Annotated in this window: 13 protein-coding genes; 7 read left to right on the top strand and 6 right to left on the bottom strand. The window is 71.7% G+C overall.

Features of this window, described 5'->3' with window-relative positions:
- Positions 1 to 121: 121 nt before the first annotated feature.
- Positions 122 to 2,401, bottom strand: a complete 2,280-nt coding sequence (locus tag ITX44_RS32340) for a glycoside hydrolase family 3 N-terminal domain-containing protein (protein WP_205361887.1) — start codon at positions 2,399 to 2,401, stop codon at positions 122 to 124.
- Positions 2,402 to 2,638: 237 nt separating this feature from the next.
- Between ITX44_RS32340 and ITX44_RS32335 the strand changes: the two genes are divergently transcribed.
- A complete protein-coding gene (locus ITX44_RS32335; RefSeq protein ID WP_205361886.1) occupies positions 2,639 to 3,667 on the top strand; it encodes a LacI family DNA-binding transcriptional regulator in 1,029 nt (342 codons plus the stop codon).
- A gap of 31 nt (positions 3,668 to 3,698) precedes the next feature.
- Here ITX44_RS32335 and ITX44_RS32330 read toward each other — a convergent pair whose 3' ends face one another.
- Positions 3,699 to 4,328 carry a PadR family transcriptional regulator gene (locus tag ITX44_RS32330; protein ID WP_205362062.1) on the bottom strand — a complete coding sequence of 210 codons (630 nt, stop codon included), beginning with the start codon at positions 4,326 to 4,328 and terminating at the stop codon, positions 3,699 to 3,701.
- 223 nt (positions 4,329 to 4,551) lie between these two features.
- Between ITX44_RS32330 and ITX44_RS32325 the strand changes: the two genes are divergently transcribed.
- A complete protein-coding gene (locus ITX44_RS32325; RefSeq protein ID WP_205361885.1) occupies positions 4,552 to 5,436 on the top strand; it encodes a hypothetical protein in 885 nt (294 codons plus the stop codon).
- 92 nt (positions 5,437 to 5,528) lie between these two features.
- Here the strand turns inward: ITX44_RS32325 and ITX44_RS32320 are convergent, their stop codons facing one another.
- Entirely contained in the window at positions 5,529 to 6,647 is a 1,119-nt protein-coding gene (locus tag ITX44_RS32320) for a class I SAM-dependent methyltransferase (RefSeq protein ID WP_372441054.1), read from the bottom strand.
- 151 nt (positions 6,648 to 6,798) lie between these two features.
- On the opposite strand from ITX44_RS32320, the gene ITX44_RS32315 reads away from it, so the two are divergent.
- Positions 6,799 to 6,990 (top strand): DUF1059 domain-containing protein, encoded by a 192-nt coding sequence (locus ITX44_RS32315; protein WP_205361883.1) that lies wholly within the window; start codon positions 6,799 to 6,801, stop codon positions 6,988 to 6,990.
- A 131-nt stretch (positions 6,991 to 7,121) separates the two neighbouring features.
- Entirely contained in the window at positions 7,122 to 7,943 is an 822-nt protein-coding gene (locus ITX44_RS32310; RefSeq protein WP_205361882.1) for a PhzF family phenazine biosynthesis protein, read from the top strand.
- Positions 7,944 to 7,975: 32 nt separating this feature from the next.
- Here the strand turns inward: ITX44_RS32310 and ITX44_RS32305 are convergent, their stop codons facing one another.
- Positions 7,976 to 8,761 (bottom strand): CPBP family intramembrane glutamic endopeptidase, encoded by a 786-nt coding sequence (locus ITX44_RS32305; protein WP_307795594.1) that lies wholly within the window; start codon positions 8,759 to 8,761, stop codon positions 7,976 to 7,978.
- Between the two features lie 454 nt (positions 8,762 to 9,215).
- Between ITX44_RS32305 and ITX44_RS32300 the strand changes: the two genes are divergently transcribed.
- Entirely contained in the window at positions 9,216 to 10,412 is a 1,197-nt protein-coding gene (locus tag ITX44_RS32300) for an IS110 family RNA-guided transposase (protein ID WP_205361877.1), read from the top strand.
- Positions 10,413 to 10,478: 66 nt separating this feature from the next.
- Here ITX44_RS32300 and ITX44_RS32295 read toward each other — a convergent pair whose 3' ends face one another.
- The gene (locus ITX44_RS32295; protein ID WP_205361875.1) at positions 10,479 to 11,969 is read right to left on the bottom strand and encodes a glutamate-cysteine ligase family protein; all 1,491 of its coding nucleotides are present in this window, start codon (positions 11,967 to 11,969) and stop codon (positions 10,479 to 10,481) included.
- A gap of 480 nt (positions 11,970 to 12,449) precedes the next feature.
- Here ITX44_RS32295 and ITX44_RS32290 point away from each other — a divergent pair, with 480 nt between their 5' ends.
- Both ITX44_RS32290 and ITX44_RS32285 read left to right on the top strand, forming a co-directional pair.
- Positions 12,450 to 13,037: a hypothetical protein gene (locus tag ITX44_RS32290; protein ID WP_205361872.1), complete on the top strand. Its 588-nt coding sequence runs from the start codon at positions 12,450 to 12,452 to the stop codon at positions 13,035 to 13,037.
- 401 nt (positions 13,038 to 13,438) lie between these two features.
- Positions 13,439 to 13,645, top strand: coding sequence for a DUF5999 family protein (locus tag ITX44_RS32285; RefSeq protein WP_205362060.1), 207 nt, complete (start codon positions 13,439 to 13,441; stop codon positions 13,643 to 13,645).
- A gap of 173 nt (positions 13,646 to 13,818) precedes the next feature.
- Here the strand turns inward: ITX44_RS32285 and gcvP are convergent, their stop codons facing one another.
- Entirely contained in the window at positions 13,819 to 16,704 is a 2,886-nt protein-coding gene (gene gcvP, locus ITX44_RS32280) for an aminomethyl-transferring glycine dehydrogenase (protein WP_205361870.1), read from the bottom strand.
- Between the last annotated feature and the right edge of the window lie 55 nt (positions 16,705 to 16,759).

The raw sequence follows: 16,759 nt of genomic DNA, 5'->3' as shown, positions 1-16,759 counted from the left end.
GGAAAACCCGGTACGCGCCCCCGCACACGCACCGGGCCGCGGACGGAGGTTCCCGTCCGCGGCCCGGTGTCCGGCGGCCGTACAGCTCAGCCGCTACGGCTCAGCGCCGACGACCAGCGCCTCAGTGCAGCGTCACGGTCGTGCTCTGCGTGCCGGCCTTGAAGACGTACGTACCGGGCTCGACCTGCTGCGGGCCGGCGCCGTTGATGTCGCCGGGGGTGACGGCGAGCATGCTCGGCGGCACGTCCAGCGAGACGGTGCGCGACTCACCGGCGGCCAGGTGCACCTTGGTGAAGGCGACCAGCTTGGTGGGCGGCGCGAGCACGTCGGCGTTGGGCCGGGAGACGTAGACCGGCACCACCAGGTCGCCGTCGCGGCTGCCGGTGTTGGCCACGGCGACCTTGAGGTGCAGGGTGTCGCGGGTGCGCGCGGTGGCCGAGGAGGCGGTGACCGGGCCGAAGGAGTAGCTGGTGTACGACAGGCCCGCACCGAACGGGTAGGCCGCGTCGTACGAGGACTCCGGGCCGCTGTTGGTGCCGGGGAGCTGCTGGTAGTACAGCGGCTCGTTGCCGATGTCCTTGGGCCAGGAGACGTTCAGCCGGCCGCTGGGGTTGACCTTGCCGAACAGGACGTCGGCGACGGCGTGACCGCCCTCGCTGCCGGGCAGCCAGGACATCAGCAGTCCCTGGGTGCCGTCGGCGTCGCCGAGCACCAGCGGCCGTCCGGCGATCATCACGGTGACCACGGGCTTGCCGGTGGCCTTCAGCGACTTCACCAGCGCCTGCTGGTCGGCGCTCAGTTCGGGCCGCGGCGCGTCCGCGGCGCCCTCGGCGGCGGCCTTCTCGCCGACCACGACGACGGTCAGGTCCGCGTCCTCGGCCTGGGCGACCGCGTCGTCGGCGGTCTTGGCCTGGACGACCTGGGTGCCGGACGGGGCGGCCTCCTTGATGCCCTGGAGCACGGTGGTGCCGGGCGCCTTGACGCCGTCGGGCACGCCCTGCCAGCCCACCGTCCAGCCGCCGAGCTGGTCGTTGATGTCGTCGGCGTAGGAGCCGGCCACCACGATCTTCTTCGCGGACGGCGCGATCGGCAGCACATTGCCGTCGTTGCGCAGCAGCACCTGCGACTCGTCGGCGGCCTTGCGGGCCAGGTCGGTGTCGGCGCCGATCACCCGGGCGTCGGCCTTGGAGGCGTCCACATAGGGGTGTTCGAACAGGCCGAGCTGGAGCTTCAGCCGCAGGATGCGCTCGACGGACTGGTCGATCCGCTGGACGGAGACCAGGCCGCGGTCCACGGCGGCCTTGAGACCGTCGCTCCAGCCCTGCGCGTCGTAGGGCTCCATCGCCATGTCCAGGCCCGCGTTGACCGCCTTGGCGATCGCCTCGGGGTAGTCGGCGGCGATGTGGTACGAGTCCTGCAGCGCGCGCACGTCCTGCCAGTCGCTGACCACCACGCCCTGGAAGCCCCACTGCTTGCGCAGCACGTCGGTCAGCAGGTAGTGCGAGGAGGTCGCCGGGATGCCGTTCACGGCGCCGGAGTTGACCATCACCGTCTGGGCGCCGGCCTGCACGGCGGCCTTGTACGACGGCAGCAGGGTGTCCTGGAGGTAGCGCTGCGAGACGTCGGCCGGGACGCGGTCGTGGCCGTTGGACGGCACGGAGTAACCGGCGAAGTGCTTGACGGTGGCGGCCACGTGCTTGGCGCCGTCGGCGTTCTCGATGCCCTTGACGGCGGCGGCGGCCAGCGAGCCGGCCAGCAGCGGGTCCTCGCCGTAGGTCTCGTAGTAGCGGCCCCAGCGCTGGTCGCGGGAGAGGTCGGCGACCGGTGCGAAGTTCCAGTCGATGCCGGTGGCGGCGACCGCCCGGGCGGCGGAGGCGCCCTCGGCGTTGACCACGGACGGGTCCCAGGTGGCGCCCATGCCGATCTCCTGGGGGAAGATCGTGGCGCCCAGCACGTTGTTGTGGCCGTGCACGGCGTCCACGCCGTAGAGCACGGGGATGTGCAGCCGGGAGTTCTCCACCGCGTACTTCTGCACGGCGTTGACCATGGTGGCCCAGTTCCCGGGGGTGTTCACCGAGGGGCCCGCGCCGCCGCCGGACAGGATCGAGCCGGCCGCGTTGTCCTTGAGCACCGTCTTCATGCACGAGGGCGTGAAGTCGCCGCCGCTCCACTGGCAGTCGCCCTGCATGCGGACCACGGATATCTGGTCCATCTGGCCGATCTTCTCGGCCAGCGTCATCCGCTTGAGCAGGTCATGGACGCGCAGTTCGACGGGGGCGTTGGGGTTGGTGTACGTCGGGTTGTCGCCGGCCTGGGCCGGAACCGACGCGACGGCGGCCACGCAGGCGGCCGCCACCCCGAACGTCACCAGTCCTTTGAGCGGCAGGTCCTTGACACGCATGCGTCTCCTGCGTGGTTCCGGCCGGTCGAGTCGTACGTCGTTCGCGGGCATACAGGCGTCCCGTCCTGGTCGGGGTCCCGGCAAAGGGGACCGACAGCCGTAAACGTTTCCGAGTGCCGGGAAGTCTGTCCTCGCCCTAACTGATCGTCAAGACTGTACGCACAATGCGTTCGTACGGCACGCTGGAAGCCACGAACCGCCCAACGTCCCCCCATCCTCGCGCAGAACGGGTCCTTCGTGAACATCCGTGAACTCGCCCGCCGCAGCGGCGTCTCGACCGCCACCGTGTCACGGGCGCTCAACGACCGGGCCGAGGTCAGCGAGGCCACCAGGGCCCGGATCCGGCGGCTGGCCAACGAGTTGGGGTACGCGCCCAACGAGCCGGCCCGCACGCTGGTCCGGCGCCGCTCGGACACCATCGGGCTGATCTGGGACAGCGGGCAGGAGGCGCAGGGGCTGCACAACCCCTTCCTGCTCGGCATGCTGAGCGCGGTGCGCACCGCGCTGTCCGAGGCCGACTACCACCTGATGCTGCTGACCACACCGGGCACCGAGGACCCGGACGGCAGCTACCTCCAGGCGGTACGGCGGCACAATCTGGAGGGCGTCATCGTGCTGACCACGCCGCCGGACGACCGGTGCCTCCAGGTGCTGGCGGATTCCGGTGTGCCGTGCGCCGGCATCGACACCGCGTTCACCGGTCCGCGCACGGTACGGATCAGCTCGGACAACGCGGCGGGCGCCGAGGCCGCGGTGGAGCACCTGTACGCGCTGGGGCACCGCCGGATCGCCACCATCACCGGCCCGCTGCACCTGCCGCCGGCCGCCGAGCGCCTGGCGGGCTACCGGCGGGCGTGCCAGCGCCTGGGCCTGACGGTGCCGCCGGACTACGTGACCGAGGGCGACTTCTTCCTGGACAGCGGGGAGCGCGCGGCGCGCCGGCTGCTGTCGGTGGACCAGCCGCCGACCGCCATCTTCGCGGCCGGCGATCAGATGGCGATCGGCGCGATGCACGCGGCGGCCGACGCGGGCCTGGCCGTGCCCCGGGACCTGGCCGTGATCGGCTTCGACAACATAGACGCGGCCGCGCTGGTCCGGCCCGCGCTGAGCACGGTGGCGCAGGACCAGCGGGCGCTGGGCGAGGCGGCCGTGGCGGCGCTGCGCGCGCTGCTGGACGGGGAGGCGGAACGCCCCGAGCGGACGGCCGAGCCGCACATCGTGCCGACCAAGCTGCTGGTGCGCGGATCGAGCCGGTCCGGGGGCTGAGCCCCGGACCGGCTGTGACCGTCGGACGAGATCAGCTCTCGTCCTTGTCGCCGGGGCCGGTGTCCTCCTCGGCGAGGATCAGGTAGAGCTTCTTGCGGGCCTCGTTGACCACCGTCAGCGCCTTGTCGCGCTGCTCGGGGGTGCCGGTGGCCCACACCTGGCGGAAGGCCTCGATCAGGCCGCCGCCCGCCTTCCTGATCTCGTTGAGGGCGTCCCAGTCGACGCCGCGGCCCGCGTCCTCCCAGGGGGCCTCGGGGCCGGCGTCGGCCTCGGCGCGCCCGGTGTCGGTGAGGGTGAACAGCTTCTTGCCGCCTTCACTGACACTGCTGATCAGGCCCTCGTCCTCCAGCAGCTGGAGGGTGGGGTAGACCGAGCCGGGGCTCGGCCGCCAGGCGCCGCCACTGCGGTCGGCGATCTCCTGGATCATCTCGTAGCCGTGCATCGGGCGGTCCTTGAGCAGGGCCAGGATCGAGGCACGGACGTCACCGCGCCGGGCCCGGCCGCGCGGTCCGCCGCGCCCCCGGCCGCCCGGTCCCCACGGCCCGCCGCCCCACGGCGGCCCGAAGGCCCCGAATGCCGCCCGCTGTCCTTCGCGCTCGCCCCACCCGTGGTGGCCGGGGCCGCAATGCCCGTGCGCGTGTCCGAATCCTTGGGAGCGCATCATGTCGCACCTTCTCTCGCTGATCTTACGTGATCTCTCGTGATACTCCAACGATATATCGGTAGCGATCGGATGGCAAGGCTCTTCCTCCGCGCTTCGTTCGTGGCTCGCCCGCCCGTGGTTCGAAGGTCATGAACGGAGCGCCATGCTGCCCCCTGCCTGCCGCCCCTGCCCTCTGCCTCTGCCTCTGCCTCTGCCCCCGCCTGCCGGAGCTGACCGCGTCGTGTCGACCACCGTGAATGTGTGCGTCCCCGGCTCCGTCACACCTGCGCAGCTGGTCGAAACGCTCTCGCACGTCGGTGAGGTCCGGCCTCGGGAGGACGGGGCCCTGGCGGTCGTGCGCGATGTTCCCGCAGAGAGCGTGAGCGTGTACCCCGACACCTCGCCCCGTCCGGACGAGCTCTACGAGCCCGAGGAACTGGCGCTGATCCGCAGCCACGTCGGGGCCGACTACCTGTCCTACGGCATCAGCTACCGGAACAGGCCGCTCGCCAAAGAGATCGTGCTGGCCATGGCCCGGAGCTGGCCCATGGCCCTCGACATAGAGCAGAGCTGCTTCGGCACCGGCGCCGACTACATCGCCCGCCTCGCGAAGCGACCGAACTGGACGGGACTGGACGGACCCCAGTGGTGGCAGAGCAAGTGGTCCTTCAGGAGGGACAGGCCGAAAGAAGGAGCGGCGGCCCGGGTCGCGGAGTCGTGGTCGGCGCGGGCAGTGCCCATCGACGCGCTCCTGCGGGCGGACGGAACCGGGCAGGAGGCCGTGTGGCCCGGCGCCTCGGGGGAGGAGCGGTTCGATCTGGGCCCGGCGCTGGACCTGGCGGAGTTGCTCGCTGACGGGACCGAGTACCTGATGTACCTCGACCGGCGTCCCGAGGGCATCGCGGAACTGCCGGACGGGTCGGGCTATGTGTGCTGCGGTGGGGGCGACACTCGCTGGGACGGTTTCTTCGCCCGCCTGGACAGCGAAGGGAACCTCGTCTGGGTGGTGACGCTGGGCAGCTCCCACCCCTTCGTCCGGGCCGAAGTCGAGGGCTCGCTGGCCTGCTTCACCAATGACGAGGGTCATTTTCTCCTCATCGACCTGACCGACCCGCGCTTCGCCTGAACCGTCCGCCGCCCGGGCCACGGGCCCTGCGGTACCGGGCGGCGGCGACGGTCCCCCAGGGCCAACCGGATCCTGCGCCCGTCCGCCGCTTGTCAGCGGGCCAGCGCGTACACCCGGTTGACGGGGCTCTCGGCGGCCAGCGTCCAGTGGTGGAGGCCGGCCCGGTCGGCGATCCGCCGCATGGCGTCCTCGCCCGCGTGGTTGCCCAGCGCCTCCGGGCCGGGCTCGGCCAGCGCGGAGGGCAGGCAGATCGCGACGGACGCGGCGGTCAGCCCGCGGCCGATCGGGGTGATGTTGTCCTCGACGGTGGGCGAGACGTTCGGCTCGACCAGCATGCAGGTGCCGCCTTTCGCCAGCGCGTGCTCGGTCCTGGCCAGCGCGCTGCCCGGGTCGCCCATGTCGTGCAGGCAGTCGAAGAAGGTGACCAGGTCGAAGTCCTCGCCGGGGAAGTCCTGCGCGGTGGCCACGTCGAACTCCACCCGGTCGCTGAGTCCCTGCTCGGCGGCCAGCCCGCGGGCCGCCTCGATCGAGGGCCGGTGGAAGTCGAAGCCGTGGAAGGTCGAGTGCGGGAACGCCTGCGCCATCAGCAGCGTGGAGTAGCCGAAGCCGCAACCCACGTCCGCCACCTTCGCGCCTTCCCGCAGCCGGTCCGTCATCCCCTCGATCGACGCCAGCCACTCCGGGACCAGTGAGGCCGCGTAGCCGGGACTGAAGAACTTCGCGGTGCCCTCGAACAGTGCCGGACCGTGCTCGCCCCAGCCGAGCCCGGCGCCGGTGCGGAAGGAGTCCATCAGCTGGTTCTCGCTGCCGTAGAGCGACTGCAGCATGGTGAACATCCCTGCGGCGTACGTCGGCACGGTCGGATCGGCCAGCACCGCCGCGTGCTCGTCGCTCAGTTCGTACGTGTCGTCGTCCGCATGGTGCGCGATGTACTCCCCGGCCACCTGCGCGGCCAGCCACTCGCGGACGTAACGCTCGTCCAGCCCGGTTCGTCCGGCCAGTTCCCGGGAGGCCAGCGGCCCGGCGCCGGCCATGGCGGCGTAGATCCCGAGCCGGTCGCCGATCGACGTGCACAGCCCGGCGACCGCCGCCGCCCCGTCGGTGATCACCTGCTCCAGGAACTCCATCACCTTGTCCTGGTCCACGGCGTCCCTGGTCCTGTCCTGCCCGGCTCCGCCGGCCGCCGTCATCGTGTCCACCTCCTGCGGCATGCCCCCGCCTCCGGCCGCGCGCCGCGGGGGCTCTCGCCGCACCGAGGACCGCAGAACGGAGCAATACGGTTATTGCCTTACATTCCGTTACGTTACGCCGCGGATGCGGGCAGAGGCCACTTGCCTAAACTGGGAAGGGAGGAGGTGCCTCATGCGCAAAGTCGCCGATTGCCGTGAAATGCCCAGCGAGATGAACTGCACCCTCACCATCTCCGGTGAAGAGGAAGAAGTGGTGCGGGCCGCCTCGGAACACGCCGTTTCCGTGCACGGTCACAACGACTCCCCGGAACTGCGGGAGATGATCCGGTCCGGGCTCAAGAACGAGATGCCGCAGCACGCCTGAGCCCCCCGCCGGCCCACAGGCCACCGTCTTCCGGCGTCCTTTCCGCCGTCCGCAGCCCTCCGGCGCGGACGGCGGCGCCATGAGGTGCGTACGCCGCCCCGTCAACGGCCGCTTGCCCCTACGCTCAGCGCATGCGGATCCGAATCGTCGACGCCTTCACCGACCGCCCCTTCGCGGGCAATCCGGCCGGCGTGCTGCTGCTGGACGCGGACGGTTTCCCCGCCGACTCCTGGTTGCAGCAGGTCGCGGCCGAGGTGAACCTGTCCGAGACCGCCTTCGCCCACCCGCTGCCCGCCGGCGAGGACGCGGACTGGGCGCTGCGCTGGTTCACCCCGGCCACCGAGGTACGGCTGTGCGGCCACGCCACCCTGGCGACGGCCCATGTGCTGCGGACCACCGGGGCCGCGCACGGCACGGTACGGTTCCGCACCCTGTCCGGGGTGCTGCCGGTGACGGCCGCCGGCAGCGGCGCGATCACCATGGACTTCCCGGCGGCCCCGCTGACCCCCGCGCAGGCGCCGGACGGGCTGGCCGCGGCCCTGGGCGCCGAGCCGCTGACCGTCCTGGACACCGGCGACGACCTCGGCGACCTGCTGGTGGAGTGCGCGGACGAGCGTACGGTACGGGCCCTGGCGCCCGATACGGCCGCGCTGGCCCGGCTGTCGCGGCGCGGCGTGATCGCCACCGCGGCGGCCGAGGACCCGGAGCGGGGGTACGACTTCGTCTCGCGCGGCTTCTTCCCGGCCGTCGGCATTCCCGAGGACCCGGTGACCGGCAGCGCGCACACCGCGCTCGCGCCCTTCTGGTCCCGCCGCCTGGGCCCGGGCACCCTCACCGGTTTCCAGGCGTCGGCCCGCGGCGGCCTGGTCACCACCGAGCTGAGCGGCGAGCGGGTGCTGCTGACCGGCTCGGCGGTGACGGTCCTCGACGGGGAACTGCACGCGGTGCCCTGACCGGCAGGTGCGTGACCGACAGGTGGGGGTGGTCACCCGGTGGGCAGCCAGCCCACCTTGCCGGCCAGCAGCGCGTATCCGACGAAGGCCACGGTGTCGATGAGGGCGTGCGCGGCGACCATCGGGCCGATCCGCCCCCACCGCCGGTAGAGCAGCACGAACACCACGCCCATCGCCATGTTGCCGAAGAACCCGCCGAGCCCCTGGTAGAGGTGGTACGAGCCGCGCAGCACGGCGCTGGCGGTCAGTGCCGCGTTCGGGGACCAGCGGAGCTGGTCGAGCCGGCGCAGCAGGTAGCCGAGCACGATCACCTCCTCCAGGACCGCGTTCTGCACGGCCGAGGCGATCAGAACCGGGATCTTCCACCACACGTTCGGCAGCGACTCGGGGACCACCGTGAGGTTGAAGCCGGCGGCCCGTACCCCGAGGTAGAAGGCCAGTCCGGTGCCGCCGATGACGGCGGCGACGGCCGCGCCGCGCAGCAGGTCGCGCCGCGGCCGGCTCAGGTCGAAGCCGAGCACGCCCATGCCCACCCGCTCGCGGGCCAGCAGGTGCGCCACCAGGGCCACCGGGGCCAGGGCGGTGGCGATGTAGAAGAGCTGCCAGGCCAGGTCCAGCCAGGGCCGGTGCGGCGCGTAGGAGCCGACCAGGGTGGCGGCCTGGTTCTTCAGCGCGCCGGGCTGGGTGACCGAGCCGATGAAGCTGATCAGCGCCGAGAGTCCGCTGGCCCCCAGCGACAGGGCGAGCACGATCAAGGTCTCGCTGCGCAGCGTGCGCGCCTCGAGCGGCGCCTCCACTTCAGGGGCTTGTGTCTGCACGCGGGCCTCCAAGAACCGTGTCCCGGCCGGCGCCGTCCGCGCGCGTATCGGGTCCTGCGGAACAAGATACGAAGATCCGGCCCCGCGGTTCTCAGCCACCCCTGTACATACCGCCGCTCCGGGTACGGCTCAGGCCGGTCCCGTAAGGCCGAGACCGGTCCCGGGAGAGCTCGGGCCGGTCTCCGCGGCGCCGCGGAGACCGGCCTTGATGGAGAGCTCAGGCCGCTCTACCTTCTTGATCGGGTTGATCGAGCCATTCGTAGGGTTGGGTCGCCCAGGGGTGCTGGGTGTGGCTATCAGGCCGCTGCCGATCCATGGCTGACGAAGCTTCGCCGCTCAGCACCCCACGACGACTCGGCCGCCGATTAGGAAGTGCGAACAAGTCGCTGCGTAGAGCAATGCCGGCGAGGTCGTCCGTGGTACGAACACAACGAACGAGCACGTCAGGAGCACGATGAGCCGGATATGGGCGGGGATCGACAGCGGCAAGGGCCACCATCACGGCCTCGCGCTGGACACCGGGGGCAAGACACTGCTGTCGCGGCGGGTCGCCAACGACGAGCCCGAGCTGCTGAAGCTGATCGGCGACGTCCTGGACCTGGCCGACGGCCGCGAGGTCACCTGGGCCATCGATATGACCGGCGGTGAGCCCGCGCTGCTGCTGGCCCTGCTGGTCAGCCACGGCCAGGAGGTCCTCTACATGCCCGGCCGCCTGGTGAACCGGGCGTCCGACGGTTACCGGGGCGAGGGCAAGACCGACGCCCGCGACGCCTACGTCATCGCCGACCAGGCCAGGATGCGCCGCGACCTGCGGCCCATCCGTCCCGGCGACGAGGCCGCCATCGAGCTGAAGCTGCTGACCGGACGCCGGGCCGACCTGGTCGAGGACCGCACCCGCGTCGTCAACCGCCTGCGCGGCACCCTGCTGAGCATGTTCCCGGCCCTGGAACGGGCCCTGGACGTCACCAACACCGGCCCGCTCAGACTGCTGACGGGCTACCAGAGCCCGGCCGCCATCCGCCGCGCCGGCGTCACGCGGCTGACCACATGGCTGGCCAACCGCAAAGTCCGAGGCGCACGAGCCCTGGCCGAAGCAGCGGTCGAGGCCGCCGAACGCCAGCACACCGCCGTCCCCGGGGAGAAGACCATCGCGAAGCTGGTCCACACCCTGGCCGAGGAGGTGATGGCCCTCAACGAGCAGATCGCCGAAATGGACAAGCTCATCGAGGGCCGGTTTCGCCAGCACGAACTCGCCGACATCGTCCTGAGCGTCCCCGGCATCGGCACCGTGCTGGGCGCAGAGTTCCTCGCGGCCGTCGGCGGCAACCTGGACGCGTTCGACTCCCCGAACGCTCTGGCCGCCTTCGCCGGCGTCGCCCCGGCGCCTCGCGACTCGGGCAAGGTCAGCGGCAACCTCCACCGGCCGGTCACCTACCACCGAAGACTCCAGCGCGTCTTCTACACCTCCGCGCTGGTCAGCGTCCGCTGCGACCCGAACTCGCGCACGTTCTACGACCGCAAACGCGCCGAGGGCAAGAAGCACGTCCAAGCCGTGCTCGCCCTCGCCCGCCGACGCGTCAACGTCCTATGGGCCCTGATCCGCGACCATCGGTGCTACCAAATCACACCACCAATAGCTGCAACCGCTTGACAACAGCATTAGGAAGCTTCCGGAGAGCCGGGGTCCCGCCCCGGCTCAGGTCGCTCCCCTCACCGCTCAGTCCAGCGGCCAGGTGTGCACCGGATCACCGGCCCACATGTGCTCGCTGTAGCGCGTGGTCATCGCGGCCAGCGCCGAGCGGCGGTCCAGGCCTCGCTCCAGGCCCCGGTGGAAGGCGGCGGCCTGCCATTCCGCGCCATTGCTCCGGCGGCGGCAGCGCTGCTCGATGATCGTCAGATAATGGTCGCGGTCCGCCGGCTCGATGCCCCACGCGTCCAGGCCCGCCGCGGCCAGCGGCAGCAGCTCCTGCCGGATCAGGTCGGCCGCGGGGACCTCGGCGAGCGTGCTGCCCCGGCCGCGCGGCCAGTGCAGCACCGCGTTGATGCCGTCCCGGCAGGCCGCGTCGAAGTTGGCGGCGGCCGCGCCGAACGGCAGCCGCTGCCAGACCGGGCGCGGTGCCTCGGCCAGGGCGCGCACCAGGCCGTAGTAGAAGGCGGCGTTGGCCAGGACGTCGGCCACGGTGGGGCCGGCCGGCATGACCCTGTTCTCCACCCGCAGGTGGGGGACGCCGTCGACGACCTCGTACACCGGGCGGTTCCAGCGGTAGACCGTGCCGTTGTGCAGGGTCAGTTCCCGCAGCCGCGGCACCCCGCCGTCGTCGAGGACCTTCAGCGGGTCCTCGTCGTCGCAGATCGGGAGCAGGGAGGGGAAGTAGCGCACGTTCTCGGCGAACAGATCGGCGGCGGAGTCGATCCAGCGCTCGCCGAACCAGGCCAGCGGCCGTACCCCCTGGGTCCGCAATTCCTGCGGGCGGGTGTCGGTGGCCTGCTGGAACAGCAGCGGGCGGGTCTCGCGCCACAATTCCCGGCCGAACAGGAACGGCGAATTGGCGCCGACCGCCACCTGGGGCCCGGCCAGCACCTGGGCGGCGTTCCACACGGCGGCGAACCGCCCGGGCGTGACCTGGAGGTGCATCTGCATGGAGGTGCAGGCGGCCTCGGGCGCGATGGACCGGGAGGTGTAGACGAGGTGCTCCACACCCTGGATGTCCAGGGTGATGTCCTCGCCGCGCATCGCCAGGATCCGCTCGTTGAGCAGCGTGTACCGGTCGGCCCGGGAGAGGTTGGCGGAGACCAGGTCCCGGCCTTCCAACGTGGGCAGAATTCCCACCATCACGATGTGGGCACCCACTTCCCGCGCCATGCGGTTGGCATATCCCAGCCCGGTACGCAGTTCCTCGGCCAGCCGGTCCAGCACCCGACCGGACAGTCGGTGCGGCGCGATATTCACTTCAATGTTGAACTGAGCGAGCTCGGTCTGGAAATCCCGGCTCGCGATGCGGGCCAGCACCTCTTCGTTCATCATGCGTGGCAGTCCCGCGGAATCCGCGAGATTCAATTCGATCTCCAGGCCCATCAGATTGCGTGGGCGGTCGAATCGCTTCTCGTCCAGCAGCCGCTCCAGTCCCAGCAGGCACTGCTGCAGCTTGTGCCGGTACATGCGCCGGTCGGCCAGGTCGAACCCGGTGGCGACGACCTTCTCCCCCATCGGGTGTCCCCTCTCGTGCGGCTCCTCCGGACAAGCATGCCCACCCAAATGATCGATAAGTCCACAGCGGACCGGGTCGGCACGCTAGGCTTGCGGTAGGTGGCATCCGTCGTGCATGTTCCAATGGCACATTCACTCACCTGAGACCTGCGTAAACGTGGTGTGAATAACACCGATGGGTTCAAGCCGACCGTAGCGGGCAGAATAATCCAGCCCCCGGCCGCTGCCCTGCGGGAATGTGGTGGGGGCCTCGTCCAGGAAGGCGAATTCTCGCCTTGCGCGTAATACTGACAGCCCCTACACGAAACACGGAGCGAACACGCGTCGTATAAACTCCGCGCACAAGGCAGAGCATCCGCCCTCGTCGGACGTGCCTGAGCAGGACCCCTCCCCCGCACCGACGGCACCGCCGACACCCCTCCGGCACCACATTCAGCACCACAGTATGTCCCGTTGTGTCTCCAAGTGAGAGGCGACATCATGCCGCTGCTTGTCCCCCCTGCACCCGCTCCAGCCCTGCTGAGCGTCCTGGCCGCGCTCAGTTCTCCCACCGCGGTCCAAGAGGCGAGGACGCCCGCGCTGCGCAGCGCGGAAGGGCCGCTGGACACCGAGACCCCGCTGCCCGTCCACGTCTTCGAGCCGGCCCGGGTCCCCGGTGGCCTGCCGCAGGCGCGGCTGGCGGGCTGGCGGTTCCATATCAGCGCGGGGGCCCGGGTGGTCGCTGCGGGCGAGACCGTGCTGACCGCGGACGGCTGGGTGTTCTCGCGCTTCGCCGAGGGCCCCTACCTGGCCTCCACCGAGCGGGCGCTGCGGCAGGCGGAGACACTGCCGGACATGTACCAGCCGCATCTGCTGTCGGTGCCGGGTCTGTACATGCTGGCACTGTGGCTGCACTGCCGACCCCGGACGGACGCCGCCACCGCGCAGCCGGACCCGACCGACCTGCTGGTGCCGCTGGCGCCGGCGCCGCCGGGGATCACCGCGCACCGGGTGCACCGGCTGGTGGAGCTGGCGCCGGTGCTGAGCGTACGGCTGGCACCGCCGCCGCTGCTCAATCCGGCCGCCTGAGCCGGCGGTGACGGGCGACAGAGAAGTTACGGCCCACAGACAGTCGTATACGAGCGGTGCCACTGGTACGACCGGTACTGCGGCGCACGGCGCGCCATGGCGGAGCCCCCCGGCCACGGAATTCCGGCCGGGGGGCTCCGCCGTGTCCGGCGCCGTGCCGCCCGGCCGGACGGTCGGTCGCGGGCCGTCGCGCTCCCGGGTTGCGCAACCGTGACGGCAACCGGCCGACCGGGTGACGCGTCTTCCACCATTGAGGACCGCCTGAGCGAAATCCCTGCGGATTTCCGTCGGCGGAGCAACACTGGGACCGGCCGCACTCGAACGGGGGGACGCAGATGTTCCAGGCAGGCAAGGCGACGGACCACGCCGCCGATCACTCGCACCGAAAGACGTCACCGACCATGTGCACCCACCAGCCACAATGTCCGACCGCGGACGGCCCCGACCGGGAGGCCGCGCGCACCGTGGCCCGCCACCCCGAACAGGGCTGGAGTCTGCTCTGCAACGGTGTGCTGCTCTTCGACGACACCGGGGAGCTGCTGCCCGACGGTCAGATCATCGCTCCGCACCGCCCGCTGGGCACCGACCGCATCACCACCGCGGCCTGAGCCGGCCGTCCGGGCGTACGTCCGCTCCTGCGCACGCCCGAACCCCGACCCGCCGCAGCGCGCCACCCGCTTCCGCCGAGCCGGTTCCCCCCGAGGTCACGGGGAACCGGCTTTCGACGTGTTCCGGCGGCCCGGCGCGACGCCGCGCCCCGCACCGGGCCCATGAGGGCTGCTCAGCCCTCGTACGCGTCCGGCGGCGGGCAGGAGCAGACCAGGTTGCGGTCACCGAAGGCGCCGTCGATCCGGCGCACCGGCGGCCAGTACTTGTCGGCCGCGGACACGCCCGCGGGGAAGACGGCCTCGTCGCGTCCGTAGGCGTGGGTCCACTCGCCGCCCAGGGCCTGCGCGGTGTGCGGGGCGTTGCGCAGCGGGTTGTCGCCGGCCGGCCACTCTCCCGCGGCCACCCGGTCGATCTCGGCACGGATGGCGATCATCGCCTCGCAGAACCGGTCGAGTTCGGCCAGGTCCTCGCTCTCGGTGGGCTCGATCATCAGGGTGCCGGCCACCGGGAAGGACATGGTCGGCGCGTGGAAGCCGTAGTCGATCAGCCGCTTGGCGATGTCGTCGACGCTGACCCCGGTCTCCTTGGTGAGCGGGCGCAGGTCGACGATGCACTCGTGGGCGACCAGCCCGCCGGGGCCGGTGTAGAGCACCGGGTAGTGCGGCTCCAGGCGCTTGGCGACGTAATTGGCGCCGAGCACGGCCATCTGGGTGGCTTCCTTGAGCCCCTCGGCGCCCATCAGCCGCACATACGCCCAGGAGATGGGCAGGATGCCGGCCGAGCCCCAGGGTGCCGCCGAGACCGGCCCGACACCGGTTTCCGGTCCGGCCTCCGCCTGGAGCGGGTGGTTGGGCAGGTACGGCGCCAGGTGCGCGCGCACCGCGACCGGACCGACGCCGGGGCCGCCGCCGCCGTGCGGGATGCAGAAGGTCTTGTGCAGGTTCAGGTGGGAGACGTCGGCGCCGAAGGCACCGGGCCGGGCGAGGCCGACCAGGGCGTTGAGGTTGGCGCCGTCCACGTAGACCTGGCCGCCGGCCTCGTGCACCGCGGCGCAGATGTCGGTGATGTGCTCCTCGAACACCCCGTGGGTGGAGGGGTAGGTGACCATGAGCACGGCGAGCCGGTCGCGGTGCTCCGCGATCTTCGCGTGCAGGTCCTCGACGTCCACGTCGCCGTTCTGGCCGGTCTTGACGACCACGACCCGCATGCCGGCCATCACGGCGCTGGCGGCGTTGGTGCCGTGCGCGGAGGACGGGATCAGGCACACGGTGCGCTCGGTGTCGCCGTTGGCCCGGTGGTAGGCGCGCACCGCGAGCAGGCCGGCGAGTTCGCCCTGTGAGCCGGCGTTGGGCTGGAGGCTGACCTTGTCGTAGCCGGTGACCTCGGCGAGCTGGTCCTCCAGGCCGCGGATCAGGGTCAGGTAGCCCTCGGCCTGGTCGATCGGCGCGAAGGGGTGCAGCTCACCGAATTCGGGCCAGGTGACCGGCTCCATCTCGGTGGTGCCGTTGAGCTTCATGGTGCACGAGCCCAGCGGGATCATGCCGCGGTCCAGCGCGTAGTCGCGGTCGGCGAGCCGCCGCAGGTAGCGCAGCATGGCGGTCTCGCTGCGGTGGCTGTGGAAGACCGGGTGGGTCAGGTACGGCTCGGTGCGCGCCAGGTCCGCGGGCAGCGCGTCCGCGGTGGCCGCGTCGAGCGCGTCGATGTCGGCCTGCGCGCCGAAGGCGGCCAGCACCGCGGTGAGGCGGTCGCGGGTGGTGGTCTCGTCGCAGGCGATGCCGACCTGGTCGGCGTCGGTCTGCCGCAGGTTGACGCCGGCCGCGCGGGCGGCGGCCACGACCTCGGCGGCCCGGCCGGGCACCCGTACGGTCACGGTGTCGAAGAACTGCTCGTGGACGACCTCGGCGCCGGCCGCCCGCAGGCCCGCGGCCAGCAGGGCGGCGTAGCGGTGGGTGCGGCGGGCGATGCGCTCCAGGCCCTCGGGGCCGTGGTAGACGGCGTACATGCCGGCCATCACGGCGAGCAGGACCTGCGCGGTGCAGATGTTGCTGGTGGCCTTCTCGCGGCGGATGTGCTGCTCGCGGGTCTGCAGGGCCAGCCGGTAGGCGGGGCGGCCGTCGGCGTCCACGGAGACGCCGACCAGGCGGCCGGGCAGGTTGCGGGCGTAGGAGTCGCGGACGGACATGTAGCCGGCGTGCGGGCCGCCGAAGCCCATGGGCACGCCGAACCGCTGGGTGGTGCCGACCGCGATGTCCGCGCCCAGGGCGCCGGGCGAGGTCAGGACGGTGAGCGCGAGCAGGTCGGCGGCGACCGTGACGACAGCGCCGAGGGCGTGCGCCTGCGCGACGACGGGGCGCAGGTCGCGTACCGCGCCGCCGGCGCCCGGGTACTGGAGGAGCACACCGAAGACGCCGCGTGCGGCGATCTCCTCGGGGATGCCGGCGCTGAGGTCGGCGACGACGATCTCGACGCCGGTGGGTTCGGCGCGGGTGCGCAGCACGGCGGTGGTCTGCGGGAAGGTGTCGGCGTCGACCAGGAAGACGCCGTCCTTGACCTTGCCGACCCGGCGGGACAGCGCCATCGCCTCGGCCGCCGCGGTGCCCTCGTCCAGCAGCGACGCCCCCGCGGTGGGCAGGCCGGTGAGGTCGGCGACCACGGTCTGGAAGTTCAGCAGGGCCTCCAGGCGGCCCTGGGAGATCTCCGGCTGGTAGGGGGTGTAGGCCGTGTACCAGGCCGGGTTCTCCATGACGTTGCGCAGGATGACCGGCGGGGTGAAGGTGCCGTAGTAGCCGAGGCCGATCATGGGGGCCAGGACCTTGTTGCGGTCGGCCAGGGCGCGCAGTTCGGCGAGCACCTCGGGCTCGGTACGGGCCGGCGGCAGGCCGAGCGCGGCGGCGCTCCTGATGGTGCCGGGCACGGCCGCGTCGGTCAGTTCGTCCAGCGAGCCGTAGCCGACCTGCGCGAGCATCTTGGCCCGGGCCTCGGCGTCGGGGCCGATGTGGCGGCGGGCGAAGGGCACGCCGGCTTCGAGCTCGGCGAGGGGAATGCGTCGGTCAGTCATCTGCGGAGGGCCTCCTGGTCTGCGACGACCTTCGGGGGGTGCCACGACGCGACTA

Origin of the sequence: Actinacidiphila acididurans, from assembly GCF_016918855.1 — a bacterium.
Lineage (GTDB): Bacteria > Actinomycetota > Actinomycetes > Streptomycetales > Streptomycetaceae > Actinacidiphila > Actinacidiphila acididurans.
This window is presented reverse-complemented; position numbering and strand designations above follow the sequence as displayed.